Here is a 16,377-nt window from a genome sequence, read left to right as displayed (position 1 = left end):
GTACGATGCATTGATGCCCATCCCCAAAGCCGAACTGCACCTTCACATCGAAGGCACCCTGGAACCGGAGCTCGCCTTCGCACTCGCCGCGCGCAACGGCGTCACGCTGCCCTACGCCGACACGGACGAGCTGCGCGAGGCCTACCGCTTCGAGGACCTGCAGTCCTTCCTGAACCTGTACTACGAGCTCATGGCCGTCCTGCGCACCGAGCGGGACTTCGAGGACCTGGCCGACGCCTATCTGGCCCGGGCCGCCGCGCAGGGCGTGCGGCACGCGGAGATCTTCTTCGACCCGCAGGCCCACACCGGCCGCGGTCTGGAGCTCGGCACGGTCGTCGAGGGGCTGTGGCGGGCGCTGGGGCGCAGCGAGGCGGACCACGGCGTCTCGACCCGGCTGATCCTGTGCTTCCTGCGCGACGAGTCCGCCGAGTCGGCCCTGGCGACCCTGGAGGCGGCCAGGCCGTACCTGGACCGGATCACCGGCGTCGGCCTGGACTCGGCGGAGGTCGGGCACCCGCCGGCGAAGTTCCGCGAGGTCTACGAGGCCGCCGCCGCGCTGGGGCTGCGCCGGGTCGCCCACGCGGGCGAGGAGGGGCCGCCGGAGTACATCACCGAGGCGCTGGACGTGCTCGGCGTCGAGCGGGTCGACCACGGGCTGCGCTGTGTGGAGGACCCGGCGCTGGTGGAGCGGCTGGTGCGGGAGCGGGTGCCGCTGACGCTGTGCCCCCTGTCGAACGTCCGGCTGCGGACCGTCGACACCCTCGCCGACCACCCGCTGCCCGCGATGCTGGACGCCGGCCTCATGTGCACGGTCAACTCCGACGACCCGGCCTACTTCGGCGGCTACGCCGGAGACAACTTCGACGCCGTGCGCGCGGCCCTCGGCCTGGACCGGGAGCGGCTGCGCGAGCTGGCCCGCAACTCCTTCCTCGCCTCCTTCCTGGAGGACGACGAGGAGCTGCGGACCCGATACCTCGCCGAGGTCGAGGCGTACACCTTCGCCTAGCCGGGCCTCACCGGGCCTCCGACCCCGCCTTGCCGTAGGCGCGCTGGGCGGGGACGGCCGGGGTCTCCACCGGGATCTCCACCACCGGCTGCTCCGGGGCGCCGATCTCGGGGATCGCGCCGGTGGGCGTGCCGGTGGCGGCGGCGACCAGGGCCGCCGGGTGTCCGCCGCGGCGGCGTATCGCGCCGGGCAGCAGCGGGCGCCCGCCGGTGTGCAGGGCGACGGCGGTCATCGGCAGCGCGATCACCAGCAGAAGGGCGCCGAGGACCAGGCCCATGACCGGGAACCCGGCCTGCGCCGACAGCACACTGCCGGTCAGCGGCCCCGCGGCCGTGCCCAGCGAGGACGCCGAGCCGACCAGCACCGCCCAGCGGCCGCGCGGGTCGAGCGAGGCGGCCAGCCCGATCAGGTACGACAGCACCACCGGGTACAGCGTGTTCCAGGCGATCTCGCCGGCCGCGAAGCCGCCGAGTCCGGTCGCGGAGGCGCTGACGGCGATGCAGCCGGCGATCAGGACCGTGCCCAGGCCGATCGGCACCGCGCGGCCGAGCCGGGCCCCGAGCGCGCCCGCGGCGAGCACCCCGGTCAGCCCGGCGCCCAGCGCCAGGGCGAAGACGGCACCGACGGTGGCCTCGCCCAGGTGGGCCTGCTCCCGCCCGATGCGTCCGCTCACGCCCCACAGGGCGTTCTGGGCGAGCGACCAGCAGACCATGGCGGCGGCCAGCACCAGACCGGAACGGGCGTGCGGCAGCCGGACCCGGTCCCGCCGGGCCGGTGCGGCGGGCGCGCCGGAGGGGAGACGGCCGGTCAACGGCCACACGGCCAGGGCCGTCAGGGCGATCGCGGCCAGCGGCAGGCCGTGCCCCGGGCCGAGGTGCGGAACCGTCAGGTACACGGCGCCCGCGAGGGCCGAGACGCCCAGCAGCCCGCCCGTGGAGGGCCGGTGCGGATCCGGCTGCGCGGCGATGAGGGTGGCGGCGACGGTGGTGGCCGCGCCGGAGCCGAAGCCGCCGGCCACCGCGCCGGCGACGACGGCAGGGACGGTGGTGGTCAGCGCGGCACCGCCGTAGCCGAGCACGGCCAGGGCGAGGCCGAGCCGGGCGAGGGTGCGGGCGCCGATCCGCTCGACCCGGGAGGCCAGGACGAATCCGGCGGCGGCCGAACTCAGCAGCAGCGCGCTGCCGACGGCCCCGGCCTGCGTGGCGGAGAGCGCAAGGGCCGTATCGAGCCTGCCCACGGTGGTCGGGAGCAGGTACGGGGCGAGGTACCCGGCCGTGAAAAGGGCGACGAGGGGCCAGGCAGTGGTGCGGGGGGCGAACACGGGCGTTCCCAGGGCATGCGAAAGGAGCGGCAGAAAAAGGGGGGAGAGGGGGCGACGACCGTCGACGGACAGGAACGCGCGGGCAATTTGTATCAAGCAAGCACTCGGGCACGGCAGCCCGGGGTGTGTGATGTGGAGCACATCGCGTTTGGGGTGGTGAAGTCCGGGTAAACGCGGGGGTTCGCGCTAACGCCAGTGCACCGATCCGGCGCCCCCCGGCACCGTCGCCTCGATCTTCGCCCGGACCTCCCGCATCACGGCGACGATGCGCTCCTCGTGCTCGGGGGTGAGCCGCGCGACGGGCACCGAGCAGCTGATCGCGTCCTGGGCCGGGGTGTCGTAGCGCAGCGCGAAGCCGAAGCCGACGATGCCGGGCACGCCCTCCTCGCGGTCCACGGACCAGCCGCGGTCCCGGATCCCGGCCAGGTCGGCCGCCAGGGACTTCCGGCTGGTGTGCGAGTTCGGGGTCAGCGCCTCGTACGGCCCCTCGGGCAGTGCCTCGTCGGGGCGTTCCGCCAGCAGCGCCTTGCCGAGCGCGCCGGCGTGCGCGGGCAGGCGCCGCCCCACCCGGCTGATCGTCCTCAGGTACTCGTGCGACTCGCGCGTCGCCAGGTACGCCACGTCCCGGCCGTCCAGCCGGCCGAGGTGGATGGTCTCGCCGAGCGCGTCGGACGCCTCGTCGAGATACGGCCGCACCACCCGGACCCGGGGGTCGGAGTCGAGGTAGCTCGTGCCCGTGAGCAGGGCGTGGATGCCGATGCCGTACAGCGAGCCGGTGACGTCGGTGCGGACCCAGCCGCGCGAGATGAGGGTCTGCAGCAGCGCGTACATCGAGCTGCGCGGCACGTCGAGCGCGTCGGCCAGCTCCTGGAGCCGGGCCGGGCGGTCGCCGCGCGCCGCGAGGAGTTCCAGCAGCTCGACCGTGCGGGCCGCGGACTTCACCTCGCGGACGCCCCCTGTGTCTGACATGGGCCGATGGTAATCGGCCCGCCGCGCCCGGTTGACGGCCCCTGTTCGCGTATCTAACCTTCATTCTCATACATGGACCGTGTCTACATAAGGAGATGACCGTGAGCGCTGGACCGGTGGCGGTAGCGCAGCGGCTGCGGGAGGGCATGGCGGGCGGCGTGCTGTCGTTCCCCCTGACCAGCTTCCGCGACGACGGCACCCTCGACCCGGACGGTTTCCGCGGCCACGTCGCCGGGCGGCTCGCCGCCGCGCCCGGAGCGGTCTTCCCCGCCTGCGGCACCGGGGAGTTCTTCTCGCTGGACGAGGACGAGTACCGGCAGGTCGTCACCATCGCCGTCGAGGAGGCGGCCGGCCGTGTCCCCGTCGTCGCCGGCACCGGCTACGGCTGGGCGCAGGCCGCCCGGTTCGCGCGCATCGCCGAGGACGCCGGTGCCGACGCGCTCCTCGTCCTGCCGCACTACCTCGTCGCCGCCCCGCAGGACGGACTGGTCGCCCAGCTGGAACAGCTCGCCGCCCGCACCACGCTGCCGCTGATCGCCTACCAGCGCGGCCAGGTCGCCTTCACCGCCGCATCGCTCCGGCGCGTCGCCGCCCTGCCGACCGTCATCGGCCTCAAGGACGGCCACAGCGACCTGGACCGGCTGCAGCGCCTCACGCTCGCCGCGCCCGAGGACTTCCTGTTCTTCAACGGGGCCGCCACCGCCGAGATCCAGGCCCGCGCCTACGCCGCCGTCGGCGTCCCGGCCTACTCCTCCGCCGTCCACGCCTTCGCCCCCGAGATCGCCGGCGCCTTCTTCGCCGCCCTGCGCGACGGCGACCACGGCACGGTCGACACACTCCTGCGCGACTTCTACGTCCCGCTCGTCGAACTGCGCGACCGCGTCCCCGGCTACGCCGTGTCCCTGGTGAAGGCCGCCGCCCGCCTGCGCGGCCACCCGGTGGGCCCCGTGCGCGCCCCGCTCACCGACCCCTCGCCCGCCGATCTGACCGCCCTCGGCACCCTCCTGCGCACCGGACTCGGCCTCGTGGGCGCCGCCCTGTGACCCCCCGTGCTCTGCGACCACCGAGCGCCTCGCCTCCGACGGCCGCGGGGGCGCGGTCCCCGACGCCCCCGGGCCCGGCGCGCAGTTCGAGCGGGAGGGACCGGCGTGCCGCACCGGCGGTGGCCGGACGGCGACGGTGCGCCGCGCGACCGCGACGACGCGGCGGCCGTGCGGGCCGCGGGCCCGGCGTGGCGGGCACCCGCGGCGCCGCGCTGGTGAGGCGCGTGTCCCCGGGGGGGCGTGCGCGGATCCGGCGCGAGCTGACGGGCCGGGTGGGCCGCGCGTGATCGGCGTCACGTCGTCGGTGCTGTGGTGCAGACTGGCCTGATCCGCACCACCTCAGGGAGCGCATCGTGATCGCGTCCACCGCCCCGGCCGGGAAGGGCCCGGCCGGAAAGGGATCGCACCGTCAGACCCAGGTCGATCCCCTCGCCCCCCTGCGCAGGCCGGACGACCCGCCCTGGGACGTCTACCTCACCGGCACCGTCTTCCTCGACATCGTCTTCACCGGCCTCGACTCCGCCCCGGTGCGCGGGACGGAGTCCTGGGCGCGCGGCATGGGGTCGAGCCCCGGCGGTGTCGCCAACATGGCCACCGCGCTCGCCCGCCTCGGCCTGCGCACGTCCCTCGCCGCGGCCTTCGGCGACGACCACTACGGCGACTACTGCTGGGACGCCCTGGAGCACGGCGAGGGCATCGACCTCTCCCCGTCGCGCACGGTCCCCGGCTGGCACTCCCCGGTCACCGTCTCCATGGCCTACGAGGGGGAGCGCACGATGGTCTCCCACGGCCACGAGCCGCCCCCCGAGGAACCGGCCCCCGAGTGCCCGCCCCGGGCCCGCGCCGCCGTCGCCTCCCTCGCGCCCGGCGTCGGCGCGCCCTGGATCGCCCAGGCCGCGGGCAAGGGCACCCGTGTCTTCGGCGACGTCGGCTGGGACGACACCGGCGCGTGGGACCTCTCCGGCCTGCCCGACCTGCGGCACTGCGAGGCGTTCCTGCCGAACGCGCAGGAGGCCATGCGGTACACGGGGACGGACTGCCCGCGGGCCGCCGCGCACGCCCTGACCGAGTACGTGCCGCTGGCCGTGGTCACGCTCGGGGCGGACGGGGCGTACGCGGTGGACCGGCGCACCGGGGAGACGGCGGAGGTGCCCGCGATCGAGGTCGAGGCGCTCGACCCGACCGGGGCCGGGGACGTGTTCGTCGCCGGGTTCGTGACCGGGACGCTGGCGGACTGGCCGCTGGCGGACCGGCTGGCCTTCGCCGGACTGACGGCGGCGCTGTCGGTGCAGGAGTTCGGCGGCTCCCTGTCGGCGCCGGGCTGGTCGGAGATCGCCGCGTGGTGGCGCAAGGTGCAGTCCGTCGAGGGGCAGTCGGCGGCGGCGCTGGAGCGGTACGGGTTCCTGGCCGACCTGGTGTCCGAGGAGCTGGTGCGGCCCTGGCCGCTGCGGCGGGCCGTCCCCACGATCGGCTTCCGCCGCTCGGCCTGACCGTGCGCCCGGGACGCCTCCTGCCCCCGCTCGCGACCTCGCCGCCAAAACCCCTACGGCGTTGTCACTCCCCCGTCGTACCCTGGGAATCGTGAGGCCGCCCTCAGCTGCGCGGCCGTGACGAGGAGGAACCGCAGGCCTTCAGCGCCGGCCCATGACTCAGACACCCACAGCTCACACCCCCGCGCAGGAGCAGGCGAGAGCACAGCTCACCGTCCCCGCCCAGCACCCCATGGTGACCGTTCTGGGGTCCGGCGACTCCCTCCTGCGCGTGATCGAGAAGGCCTTCCCGGCGGCCGACATCCACGTCCGGGGCAACGAGATCAGCGCGGTCGGCGACGCGACGGACGTCGCCCTCATTTCGCGCGTGTTCGACGAGATGATGCTGGTGCTCCGCACCGGGCAGCCGATGACGGAGGACGCAGTGGAACGCTCGATCGCCATGCTCAAGGCGAGCGACAGCGGCGAGAGCGACGGCCAGGAGACCCCGGCCCAGGTGCTCACGCAGAACATCCTGTCCTCGCGCGGCCGCACGATCCGCCCCAAGACGCTCAACCAGAAGCGCTACGTGGACGCGATCGACAAGCACACGATCGTCTTCGGCATCGGCCCCGCCGGAACCGGCAAGACCTACCTCGCGATGGCCAAGGCGGTGCAGGCCCTGCAGTCCAAGCAGGTCAACCGCATCATCCTGACCCGCCCGGCGGTCGAGGCCGGCGAGCGCCTCGGCTTCCTGCCCGGCACGCTCTACGAGAAGATCGACCCCTACCTGCGCCCGCTCTACGACGCGCTGCACGACATGCTCGACCCGGACTCGATCCCGCGCCTGATGGCGGCGGGCACGATCGAGGTCGCGCCGCTCGCCTACATGCGCGGACGCACGCTCAACGACGCCTTCATCATCCTGGACGAGGCCCAGAACACCAGCCCCGAGCAGATGAAGATGTTCCTCACCCGCCTCGGGTTCGACTCGAAGATCGTCATCACCGGTGACGTGACGCAGGTCGACCTGCCGGACGGGACGAAGTCCGGTCTGCGGCAGGTCCAGGACATCCTGGACGGCGTGGACGACGTGCACTTCTCCCGGCTGTCGTCCCAGGACGTCGTCCGGCACAAGCTGGTGGGCCGTATCGTCGACGCGTACGAGAAGTACGACACGAAGCACGGCACCGAGAACGGCGCGCACAAGGGCCGCGGCAAGTCCGGGCACAAGGGGAAGTAGACACACACAGCACCATGTCGATCGACGTCAACAACGAGTCCGGAACCGAGGTCGACGAGCAGGCGATCCTCGACATCGCCCGCTACGCGCTCGCGCGGATGCGCATCCACCCGCTCTCCGAGCTCTCGGTGATCGTCGTGGACGCGGCCGCCATGGAGCAGCTCCACATCCAGTGGATGGACCTCCCCGGCCCGACGGATGTCATGTCCTTCCCGATGGACGAGCTGCGCCCGCCGTCCAAGGACGACGACGAGCCGCCGCAGGGGCTCCTCGGCGACATCGTGCTGTGCCCGGAGGTCGCCGAGAAGCAGGGCAGGGAAGCGGAGACGCAGCACTCCATGGACGAGGAGCTCCAGCTCCTCACCGTCCACGGCGTGCTGCACCTGCTCGGCTACGACCACGAGGAACCGGACGAGAAGGCCGAGATGTTCGGCCTCCAGGCGGCCATCGTGGACGGCTGGCGCGCGGAGCGGGGCCTGACCGGCCCGTCCCCGGCGCCGACGGTCTCGTAACGCCCGCCGATGAGTCCCCAACTCGCTCTGGGCGCCATCGCCCTGGTCGTCGTGGCCTGGCTCGCCGCCTGCGCGGAGGCGGGCCTCGCGCGCGTCTCCAGCTTCCGCGCCGAGGAGGCCGTGCGCTCCGGCCGCCGCGGCAGCGCCAAGCTCTCCCAGGTCGCCGCCGACCCCACCCGCTACCTCAACGTGGCGCTGCTGGTCCGCGTCGCCTGCGAGATGGCCGCCGCCGCGCTGATCACGTACGGCTGCCTCAAGGAGTTCGACGGCACCACCGAGGCCCTGCTGATCGCCATCGCGGTCATGGTGCTGGTGTCGTACGTCGCCGTCGGGGTCTCCCCGCGCACCATCGGCCGCCAGCACCCGCTGAACACCGCGACGGTCTCCGCCTACGTCCTGGTGCCGCTGGCCCGGATCATGGGCCCGATCCCGTCGCTGCTGATCCTCATCGGCAACGCGCTCACGCCCGGCAAGGGCTTCCGGCGCGGCCCGTTCGCCTCCGAGGCGGAGCTGCGCGCGCTGGTCGACCTCGCCGAGAAGGAGTCGCTCATCGAGGACGAGGAGCGCCGCATGGTGCACTCGGTCTTCGAGCTGGGCGACACCCTGGTCCGCGAGGTCATGGTGCCGCGCACGGACCTGGTGGTCATCGAGCGCTTCAAGACCATCCGCCAGGCCCTCACCCTCGCCCTGCGCTCCGGCTTCTCGCGCATACCGGTCACCGGCGAGAGCGAGGACGACATCGTCGGGATCGTGTACCTGAAGGACCTGGTCCGCAAGACGCACATCAGCCGCGAGGCCGAGTCCGAGCAGGTGTCCACGGCCATGCGCCCGGCGTTCTTCGTGCCCGACACCAAGAACGCGGGCGACCTGCTGCGCGAGATGCAGAAGGAACGCAACCACGTGGCCGTCGTCATCGACGAGTACGGCGGCACGGCCGGCATCGTCACCATCGAGGACATCCTGGAGGAGATCGTCGGCGAGATCACCGACGAGTACGACCGGGAACTGCCGCCCGTGGACGAACTGGGCGAGGACCGCTTCCGGGTCACCGCCCGCCTCGACATCGGCGACCTGGGCGAGCTGTACGGCCTGGAGGAGTTCGACGACGAGGACGTCGAGACGGTCGGCGGTCTGCTCGCCAAGGCGCTGGGCCGGGTGCCCATCGCCGGGGCGTCGTCCGTGGTCGCCCTGCCCGACGGCCGGGAACTGCGTCTGACCGCGGAGGCCGCGGCCGGCCGCCGGAACAAGATCGTGACCGTGCTCGCGGAGCCGGTGGACCCGCCGGAGCCGCCGCAGGAGGAGAAGCCGGAGTGACCCCGAAGGAGCTGCGCGCGTTCTGCCTGTCCTTCAACGCGGCGGAGGAGGACTTCCCCTTCGGCCCGGAGATCTCGGTCTTCAAGGTGCGCGGGAAGCTCTTCGCCCTCTCGTCCCTGGACGCGCGCCCCCTGAAGGTCAACCTCAAGTGCGACCCCGACGAGGCGGTCCGGCTGCGCCGCGAGCACGAGGGGCTCGTCGTGCCGGGCTGGCACATGAACAAGCGCCACTGGAACACCGTCACCGCCGACGGAGACCTCCCCGACCGGTTGGTCAGGGAGCTGATCGAGGACTCCTACGACCTCGTGGTGGCCGGCCTGCCGCGTGCGGACCGCCTCCGCCTCGACCGTCCCTGACGCTTCCGTATGCTCGGATCATGACCGACAGCAGCGCGCTCGACCCCGAGGACCGCAAGATCGTCACCCTGGCCCGTTCCGCGCGGGCCCGCAACGGTGTGCCCGAGGGGGCGGCCGTGCGGGACGAGACCGGACGCACCTATGTCGCCGGCACGGTGTCCCTCGACTCGCTGCGGCTGAGCGCCCTGCGGACGGCGGTGGCGATGGCGGTGGCCTCGGGGGCGCGGTCGCTGGAGGCGGCGGCGGTGGTGACCGAGGCGGAGTCGGTGCCCGACGAGGACCGCGCGGCCGTGCGGGACCTCGGCAGCGCGCGCACGCCGGTCCTGCTGGCGGGACCCGACGGGACGGTCCGCGGCACGCTCACCGCCGGCTGAACTCCCGGGCCACCGGGCCCGTGCGCGTTCGGCCGGGGGGAGGCGGCCCCACAGCCCCTGACGGCGGGTGCGCGGACCCGCGGTGCGGAGGGGTCGGTTGGATCAGGGAGAATGGGCGGCATGAGCGTTCGCATGCAGTCATCCGAAGAGTCCGGCGAGACCGTCCACCGTGCCGGCTTCGCCTGCTTCGTGGGCCGCCCCAACGCGGGCAAGTCCACGCTGACGAACGCTCTGGTCGGACAGAAGGTGGCGATCACCTCGAACCGGCCGCAGACGACGCGGCACACCGTGCGGGGCATCGTGCACCGGCCGGACGCGCAGCTGATCCTGGTGGACACCCCGGGGCTGCACAAGCCGCGCACGCTGCTCGGCGAGCGCCTGAACGACGTGGTGCGCACCACCTGGGCCGAGGTCGACGTGATCGGCTTCTGCCTGCCGGCGAACGAGAAGATCGGTCCGGGCGACCGGTTCATCGCCAAGGAGCTCGCGGGCATCAAGAAGTCGCCGAAGGTCGCGATCGTCACCAAGACCGACCTCGTCGACAGCAAGGCCCTGGCCGAGCAGCTGATCGCCATCGACCAGCTGGGCAAGGAGCTGGGCATGGAGTGGGCGGAGATCGTCCCCGTGTCCGCGGTCGGCGACCGGCAGGTCGAGCTGCTGGCGGACCTGCTGATCCCGATGCTCCCGGAGGGCCCCGCCCTCTACCCCGAGGGCGACCTGACGGACGAGCCCGAGCAGGTCATGGTGGCCGAGCTGATCCGCGAGGCGGCCCTGGAGGGCGTCCGCGACGAGCTGCCGCACTCCATCGCGGTCGTGGTGGAGGAGATGCTCCCGCGCGAGGACCGCCCCGCCGACAAGCCCCTCCTCGACATCCACGCCAACCTCTTCATCGAGCGCCCCAGCCAGAAGGGCATCGTCATCGGCCCCAAGGGCAAGCGCCTGAAGGAGGTCGGCATCAAGTCCCGCAAGCAGATCGAGGCGCTGCTGGGCACCCCGGTCTTCCTCGACCTGCACGTGAAGGTGGCCAAGGACTGGCAGCGGGATCCGAAGCAGCTGCGGCGGCTGGGCTTCTGACGGCCGGCCCGCGTCACCTCGCCGCCCGCTGCGCGCGCAGCACCTTTCGGAACCACGCGTACGAGGCCTTGGGCGTCCGCTCCAGGGTCGCGAAGTCGACGTGGACCAGGCCGAAGCGGCGCGCGTAGCCCTCCGCCCACTCGAAGTTGTCGAGCAGCGACCACACGAAGTACCCGCGCACGTCGACCCCCGCCTCCATCGCCCGGTGCAGGGCCCGCAGATGGCCGTCCAGGTAGGCGATGCGGTCCTGGTCGTCCACGCCCGGGTACGAGCAGCCGTTCTCGGTGACGACGACCGGCGGGAGGCGGTCGCCGTAGCGGTCGCGGAAGGAGGTGAGGATCTCGGTGAGGCCCTCCGGTACGACGGGCCAGCCGAAGTCGGTGACCGGGTGGCCCTCGATCTCCCGCACGGAGAAGGGCAGTTCCGCCGGCATGGTGACCCCGCCGAAGTCGATCTCCGTGCCCTGCGGCGCGCCCACCCGGGTCGGGGCGTAGTAGTTGACGCCGTACCAGTCGAGCGGCTCGGCGATCACCTTCAGGTCGGCCCCGACGTCCCCGGGCAGCAGCGCCTCGATGCCGTCCGGGTAGCGGCCCAGCAGCAGCGGATCGGCGAACAGCCGGTTCAGCAGCAGGTCGTAGAAGTCGGCCGCCTCCACGTCTGCCGCCTCGGTCGAGGCCGCCCAGGTCGGGCCGTGGGAGTTGGCGATGCCGATGTCCCGGGCGCCCGCGGCGCGCAGGGCGCGGACGGCCAGGCCGTGGGCGAGCAACTGGTGGTGGGCGACCGGCAGGGCGTCGAACAGCAGCCGCCTGCCCGGCGCGTGCACCCCCAGGGCGTGGCCCAGCAGGGTGTGCTCGGCGGGCTCGTTCAGCGTGATCCACCGGGTCACGCGGTCGCCGAGCCGGCCCGCGACCAGCGCGACGTGGTCGGCGAAGCGCGCGGCCGTGCCCGGGTCGAGCCAGTCCAGGTCGGCCGGCAGGTCCCAGTGGAACAGCGTCGGCACCGGGCGCACGCCCGCCGCGCACAGGTCGTCCACCAGCCGGTCGTAGAAGTCCAGGCCGCCCTCGGCGCGCACGCGCGGCCAGGAGACGGAGAAGCGGTAGGCGTTCACGCCCAGGTCCGCCAGGAGCGCCACGTCCTCGCGGTGGCGGTGGAAGTGGTCGCAGGCGACGGCCGCCGTCGAGCCGTCCTTGACCCGCCCGGGCTCGGCCGTGAAGGCGTCCCACACCGACGGTTCGCGCAACTCGGCCGCGCCCTCGATCTGGTGGGCCGAGGTGGACACGCCCCACAGGAAGCCGGACGGGAAGCGGGGGATCGGGGTGCCTGCGTCAGTCGCCATGCGCCGGATCATCCGTACCGGGGGTAACGGAAGTCAACGGCCGGGCGCGAACCGGCCGTTACGCCCCCTCCTTCAGGACCCGCGAGATCAGCGCGCGCTGTTCCTCGGTCAGCCGCGGGTCGGCCGCGTACACCGTCCTGCCGTCCACGGTGATCTGGTAGGCGAACCCGTCCGGCACCCCGACCGGTGGCGTGGTCCGGCCGGCGGCGAGCGCCTGTTCGGCCAGCGCGTGCCACTCGGCGGCATCGAAGCGGCCGGAGGTGTCCACCTCGGCGTGCCGCTCGATGCCCGCGAATCCGCCCGTGCGCCTCACCTGAATACGCATGGCACCTGTCTAGTACGGAACTACAGCGTCCGCACCCCGACCCGCTCCCAGGCCTTCGACACGGCGTCGAGTTCCTCGCCGTCGCCGAAGCGCTCCCGGGCGGCCTTGACGGTGAGCGTGGCGAAGTCGGCGAAGAGCGCCTGTTCCTTCAGCTCGCCGCCGGTCAGCACGTCGTACCAGACCTGTCCCGCGCGCTCCCAGGCGTGGCCGCCGAGGGCGGTCGCGGCGAGGTAGAAAGCGTGGTTGGGGATGCCCGAGTTGATGTGGACGCCGCCGTTGTCGCGGCCGGTGCGGACGAAGCCGTCCATGGTCGCGGGCTGCGGGTCCTTGCCGAGCACGTCGTCGTCGTAGGCGGTGCCCGGTGCCTTCATGGAGCGCAGTGCCCTGCCCGTCACCCGTGGGGCGAGGAGCCCGGCGCCGATCAGCCAGTCGGCCTCGGCGGCGGTCTGGCCGAGCGTGTACTGCTTGATCAGCGCGCCGAAGACGTCCGACAGGGACTCGTTGAGCGCGCCGGGCTGGCCGAAGTAGGTGAGGTTGGCCGTGTACTGCGTGACGCCGTGGGCGAGTTCGTGGCCGATGACGTCGATCGGGAGGGTGAAGTCGAGGAAGATCTCGCCGTCCCCGTCGCCGAAGACCATCTGCTCGCCGTTCCAGAAGGCGTTGTTGTAGTCGCGGTCGTAGTGCACGGTCGCGTTCAGCGGCAGCCCGTCGCCGTCGATCGAGTCGCGTCCGAAGGCGCGCAGGAACAGGTCGAAGGTCGCGCCGAGCCCGGCGTAGGCGCGGTTGACGGTGGCGTCCGTGCCGGGGGCGTCGCCCTCGCCGCGGACCTTGTGGCCGGGCAGGTCGGTGCCGTGCCGGGCGTCGTGGACGGTGCGCCGCGGCCTGCCCTCGGGGGACGAGGGGACGGCCGGGGCGCCGAGGACGGTGGTCAGGCGGCGCTGGGTGCGCTCGAAGGCGTCGCGCTGCAGGGTGCGGCGGGCGGTTTCGGCGAGCGCGGGGTCCTCGGCCCGGGCGAGCCGGTCGAGGACGTGCGGCGGGACGATCGTGCAGAAGACGGGCTCGAAGCCCCCGTGGATGGTCATGTCCGGCACCCTTGCACTGCGTGACGACACTGTCACTAGTAGCCACCATGATTGGTGAAATACCGGGACAACGACCCTCACGCTCCGTGGCGACTGCTAGAGGGACGTGGGGTAGCGCACTTTTTGCCCTTTTTGTTCGACCGGTCCCGCATACTGATACGACCCCACGCGCAGAGGAAGGGCTCGGCTAGCATGCTGCGCATCATGCGTTTCGGGCTGCTTCTCCTTAGCTGCCGCGGCGAGGGCCTGTAGTCGAGGCCGACTCCCTCCCCGCGGAGCTTGGTGCTGCGTCGTCGGCCGTCCTTCCGGACACCCTCTGAGGAGCCCACAGCATCATGGCCAACCGCCAGCAGCCCAGTTCCATGCCGATCCACAAGTACGGCCGCTACGAGCAGGTCGACATCCCGGACCGCACCTGGCCGGAGAAGCGCGTCACCACCGCCCCCCGCTGGCTCTCCACCGACCTGCGCGACGGCAACCAGGCCCTGATCGACCCCATGTCGCCCGCCCGCAAGCGCGCGATGTTCGACCTGCTGGTCAAGATGGGCTACAAGGAGATCGAGGTCGGGTTCCCGGCCTCGGGCCAGACGGACTTCGACTTCGTACGCTCCATCATCGAGGAGCCCGGGGCCATCCCCGACGACGTCACCATCTCCGTGCTGACCCAGGCCCGCGAGGACCTGATCGAGCGCACGGTGGAGTCCCTGAAGGGCGCCAAGCGCGCGACGGTCCACCTGTACAACGCCACCGCGCCGGTCTTCCGCCGGGTCGTCTTCCGCGGCTCCAGGGACGACATCAAGCAGATCGCCGTCGACGGCACCCGCCTGGTCATGGAGTACGCGGAGAAGCTGCTGGGCCCCGAGACCGAGTTCGGCTACCAGTACAGCCCCGAGATCTTCACCGACACCGAGCTGGACTTCGCGCTGGAGGTCTGCGAGGCGGTCATGGACGTCTGGCAGCCCGGCCCGGGCCGCGAGATCATCCTCAACCTGCCCGCCACCGTCGAGCGCTCCACGCCCTCCACGCACGCCGACCGCTTCGAGTGGATGGGCCGCCACCTCTCCCGCCGCGAGTACGTCTGCCTGTCGGTCCACCCGCACAACGACCGCGGGACCGCCGTCGCCGCCGCCGAGCTGGCCCTGATGGCGGGCGCCGACCGCGTCGAGGGCTGCCTGTTCGGGCAGGGCGAGCGCACCGGCAACGTCGACCTGGTCACCCTGGGCATGAACCTCTTCTCCCAGGGCGTCGACCCGCAGATCGACTTCTCCGACATCGACGAGATCCGCCGTACGTGGGAGTACTGCAACCAGATGGAGGTCCACCCGCGCCACCCGTACGTGGGCGACCTGGTCTACACGTCCTTCTCCGGCTCCCACCAGGACGCCATCAAGAAGGGCTTCGACGCCATGGAGGCCGACGCGAAGGCCAAGGGCGTCACCGTCGACGACATCGAGTGGGCCGTGCCCTACCTGCCCATCGACCCCAAGGACGTCGGCCGCTCCTACGAGGCCGTCATCCGGGTCAACTCGCAGTCCGGCAAGGGCGGTATCGCCTACGTCCTGAAGAACGACCACAAGCTGGACCTGCCGCGCCGGATGCAGATCGAGTTCTCCAAGCTCATCCAGGCCAAGACCGACGCCGAGGGCGGCGAGGTCACGCCGAAGGACATCTGGGCCGTCTTCCGGGACGAGTACCTGCCCAACCCGGACAACCCATGGGGCCGGATCCAGGTCAAGAACAACCAGTCGACCACCGACACCGACGGCGTGGACACGCTGCAGGTGGAGGCCACGGTCGACGGCCGGGACACCGTCCTCACCGGCTCCGGCAACGGCCCGATCTCGGCGTTCTTCGACGCCCTGCAGTCCATCGGCATCGACGTACGCCTGCTGGACTACCAGGAGCACACGATGAGCGAGGGCGCCTCCGCGCAGGCCGCCTCCTACATCGAATGCGCCATCGACGGCAAGGTCCTGTGGGGGATCGGAATCGACGCGAACACCACGCGCGCCTCGCTGAAGGCCGTCGTCTCGGCCGTCAACCGCGCGACGCGCTGACCAGCCTCGCAGGCGGTTTGAGGGCTCCGCCCGCCGATGTCCGGCGGGCGGAGCCCCGTCACATACCGGCCAATTGCTGTGCGGGTCACGGAAAGGTCTCCTCCGGGGTGCTGACTCCTCCTCGCGGATGTGGCTAACATCACGCAAGCGCGGCGACGTTGCCGCGCGGCGTGACGGAGGTGCGACGTGCTGCCAGGACGGGGACGAAACGGCCGTGCCGCCGGGCTTGCCCGCATCCTGGGCACCCGTACCGCGTGGACGGCCGCCGGCGACGGGGAGTTCTTCTGCCCCGGCTGCGGCGGTGACCGCAACTACCAGCGGCTGGCCGGACAGCGCCGCTTCACCCTGCTCGGCGTGCCCGTGCTGCGGCGCGGCGAGACCGGCCCGGTCGTGGAGTGCGCCGCCTGCCGCCGCCACTTCGGCACCGACGTGCTCGACCACCCGACCACCGTCCGCTTCTCCGCGATGCTCCGCGACGCCGTGCACACCGTCGCCCTCGCGGTGCTGGCCGCGGGCGGCACCGGATCCCGTACGGCCCTGGAGTCCGCCGTGCTCGCCGTGCGCGCGGCCGGCTTCGACGACTGCACCGAGGAGCAGCTGGCCGCCCTCGTCGAGGCGCTGGAGGCGGACACCGGCCGCATCACCGGCGAACCCTGCGGCGCCGGGCTGGCCATAGAGCTGCACGAGGCCCTCGACCCGCTCAGCCCGCACCTCGCCGGCGTCGGCCGCGAATCGATCCTGCTGCAGGGCGCGCGCATCGCCCTGGCGGACGGGCCGTACACGCCGGCCGAGCGGGACGTCCTGGCGACGGTCGGGGCGGCGCTCACCCTCTGCTCCGACGACGTGACCCGCCTGCTCGCGGCGGCGGCCCGTACACCGTCGTAGTCACCGCCGGC

Annotated in this window: 16 protein-coding genes; 11 read left to right on the top strand and 5 right to left on the bottom strand. The window is 72.5% G+C overall.

Going from position 1 to position 16,377, the window contains the following annotated elements; all coding sequences use genetic code 11:
• The first annotated feature begins 13 nt into the window (after window positions 1–13).
• The gene (locus ACIGAN_RS31185; protein WP_399862571.1) at window positions 14–1,006 is read left to right on the top strand and encodes an adenosine deaminase; all 993 of its coding nucleotides are present in this window, start codon (window positions 14–16) and stop codon (window positions 1,004–1,006) included.
• Between the two features lie 7 nt (window positions 1,007–1,013).
• Here ACIGAN_RS31185 and ACIGAN_RS31180 read toward each other — a convergent pair whose 3' ends face one another.
• Window positions 1,014–2,327 carry an MFS transporter gene (locus ACIGAN_RS31180; RefSeq protein ID WP_399862570.1) on the bottom strand — a complete coding sequence of 438 codons (1,314 nt, stop codon included), beginning with the start codon at window positions 2,325–2,327 and terminating at the stop codon, window positions 1,014–1,016.
• Between the two features lie 186 nt (window positions 2,328–2,513).
• The gene (locus ACIGAN_RS31175; protein WP_365736815.1) at window positions 2,514–3,296 is read right to left on the bottom strand and encodes an IclR family transcriptional regulator; all 783 of its coding nucleotides are present in this window, start codon (window positions 3,294–3,296) and stop codon (window positions 2,514–2,516) included.
• 95 nt (window positions 3,297–3,391) lie between these two features.
• On the opposite strand from ACIGAN_RS31175, the gene ACIGAN_RS31170 reads away from it, so the two are divergent.
• From ACIGAN_RS31170 to era, 8 genes are all read left to right on the top strand, one after another.
• Window positions 3,392–4,339, top strand: a complete 948-nt coding sequence (locus ACIGAN_RS31170; protein ID WP_399862568.1) for a 5-dehydro-4-deoxyglucarate dehydratase — start codon at window positions 3,392–3,394, stop codon at window positions 4,337–4,339.
• Window positions 4,340–4,692: 353 nt separating this feature from the next.
• Complete coding sequence (locus ACIGAN_RS31165; RefSeq protein WP_399862566.1) at window positions 4,693–5,829, top strand: carbohydrate kinase family protein; 1,137 nt, start codon at window positions 4,693–4,695, stop codon at window positions 5,827–5,829.
• 154 nt (window positions 5,830–5,983) lie between these two features.
• Window positions 5,984–7,051, top strand: a complete 1,068-nt coding sequence (locus tag ACIGAN_RS31160) for a PhoH family protein (protein WP_365736811.1) — start codon at window positions 5,984–5,986, stop codon at window positions 7,049–7,051.
• A 14-nt stretch (window positions 7,052–7,065) separates the two neighbouring features.
• Window positions 7,066–7,563, top strand: a complete 498-nt coding sequence (gene ybeY, locus ACIGAN_RS31155; RefSeq protein ID WP_365087966.1) for an rRNA maturation RNase YbeY — start codon at window positions 7,066–7,068, stop codon at window positions 7,561–7,563.
• Between the two features lie 9 nt (window positions 7,564–7,572).
• A complete protein-coding gene (locus tag ACIGAN_RS31150; RefSeq protein ID WP_399862564.1) occupies window positions 7,573–8,877 on the top strand; it encodes a hemolysin family protein in 1,305 nt (434 codons plus the stop codon).
• On the top strand, window positions 8,874–9,233 hold the full coding sequence (locus ACIGAN_RS31145) for an MmcQ/YjbR family DNA-binding protein (protein ID WP_399862562.1): 360 nt from the start codon (window positions 8,874–8,876) through the stop codon (window positions 9,231–9,233). The genes ACIGAN_RS31150 and ACIGAN_RS31145 overlap by 4 nt, the downstream gene beginning before the upstream one ends.
• A gap of 20 nt (window positions 9,234–9,253) precedes the next feature.
• Window positions 9,254–9,607, top strand: coding sequence for a cytidine deaminase (locus tag ACIGAN_RS31140; protein WP_365087969.1), 354 nt, complete (start codon window positions 9,254–9,256; stop codon window positions 9,605–9,607).
• 120 nt (window positions 9,608–9,727) lie between these two features.
• Window positions 9,728–10,681: a GTPase Era gene (era, locus tag ACIGAN_RS31135; RefSeq protein WP_365087970.1), complete on the top strand. Its 954-nt coding sequence runs from the start codon at window positions 9,728–9,730 to the stop codon at window positions 10,679–10,681.
• A gap of 13 nt (window positions 10,682–10,694) precedes the next feature.
• On the opposite strand, the gene ACIGAN_RS31130 is transcribed toward era, so the two are convergent.
• The 3 genes from ACIGAN_RS31130 to ACIGAN_RS31120 are packed head-to-tail and all read right to left on the bottom strand — an operon-like array spanning window position 10,695 to window position 13,424.
• Window positions 10,695–12,017, bottom strand: a complete 1,323-nt coding sequence (locus ACIGAN_RS31130; protein ID WP_399862560.1) for a GH1 family beta-glucosidase — start codon at window positions 12,015–12,017, stop codon at window positions 10,695–10,697.
• 58 nt (window positions 12,018–12,075) lie between these two features.
• A complete protein-coding gene (locus tag ACIGAN_RS31125) occupies window positions 12,076–12,342 on the bottom strand; it encodes a protealysin inhibitor emfourin (RefSeq protein WP_365736804.1) in 267 nt (88 codons plus the stop codon).
• 20 nt (window positions 12,343–12,362) lie between these two features.
• Window positions 12,363–13,424, bottom strand: a complete 1,062-nt coding sequence (locus ACIGAN_RS31120; protein ID WP_399862557.1) for a M4 family metallopeptidase — start codon at window positions 13,422–13,424, stop codon at window positions 12,363–12,365.
• Window positions 13,425–13,759: 335 nt separating this feature from the next.
• On the opposite strand from ACIGAN_RS31120, the gene leuA reads away from it, so the two are divergent.
• Window positions 13,760–15,481, top strand: coding sequence for a 2-isopropylmalate synthase (gene leuA / locus ACIGAN_RS31115; protein WP_365087974.1), 1,722 nt, complete (start codon window positions 13,760–13,762; stop codon window positions 15,479–15,481).
• Between the two features lie 186 nt (window positions 15,482–15,667).
• Window positions 15,668–16,366, top strand: a complete 699-nt coding sequence (locus tag ACIGAN_RS31110; RefSeq protein ID WP_399862555.1) for a TerB family tellurite resistance protein — start codon at window positions 15,668–15,670, stop codon at window positions 16,364–16,366.
• Window positions 16,367–16,377: the final 11 nt, after the last annotated feature.

Origin of the sequence: Streptomyces sp. NPDC085931 (assembly GCF_044540565.1) — a bacterium.
Taxonomy (GTDB): Bacteria; Actinomycetota; Actinomycetes; order Streptomycetales; family Streptomycetaceae; genus Streptomyces.
Note: the sequence above shows the minus strand (reverse complement) of the source record. Positions and strands in the feature narration are given on the sequence as shown.

Coding starts and splice junctions, on each gene's coding strand:
- ACIGAN_RS31125 (WP_365736804.1), bottom strand. CDS start 12,342: ATGCGTATTCAGGTGAGGCGCACGGGCGGATTCGCGGGCATCGAGCGG.
- ACIGAN_RS31175 (WP_365736815.1), bottom strand. CDS start 3,296: ATGTCAGACACAGGGGGCGTCCGCGAGGTGAAGTCCGCGGCCCGCACG.
- ybeY (WP_365087966.1), top strand. CDS start 7,066: ATGTCGATCGACGTCAACAACGAGTCCGGAACCGAGGTCGACGAGCAG.
- ACIGAN_RS31130 (WP_399862560.1), bottom strand. CDS start 12,017: ATGGCGACTGACGCAGGCACCCCGATCCCCCGCTTCCCGTCCGGCTTC.
- era (WP_365087970.1), top strand. CDS start 9,728: ATGAGCGTTCGCATGCAGTCATCCGAAGAGTCCGGCGAGACCGTCCAC.
- ACIGAN_RS31140 (WP_365087969.1), top strand. CDS start 9,254: ATGACCGACAGCAGCGCGCTCGACCCCGAGGACCGCAAGATCGTCACC.
- ACIGAN_RS31150 (WP_399862564.1), top strand. CDS start 7,573: ATGAGTCCCCAACTCGCTCTGGGCGCCATCGCCCTGGTCGTCGTGGCC.
- ACIGAN_RS31120 (WP_399862557.1), bottom strand. CDS start 13,424: ATGACCATCCACGGGGGCTTCGAGCCCGTCTTCTGCACGATCGTCCCG.
- ACIGAN_RS31185 (WP_399862571.1), top strand. CDS start 14: ATGCCCATCCCCAAAGCCGAACTGCACCTTCACATCGAAGGCACCCTG.
- leuA (WP_365087974.1), top strand. CDS start 13,760: ATGGCCAACCGCCAGCAGCCCAGTTCCATGCCGATCCACAAGTACGGC.
- ACIGAN_RS31160 (WP_365736811.1), top strand. CDS start 5,984: ATGACTCAGACACCCACAGCTCACACCCCCGCGCAGGAGCAGGCGAGA.
- ACIGAN_RS31170 (WP_399862568.1), top strand. CDS start 3,392: ATGACCGTGAGCGCTGGACCGGTGGCGGTAGCGCAGCGGCTGCGGGAG.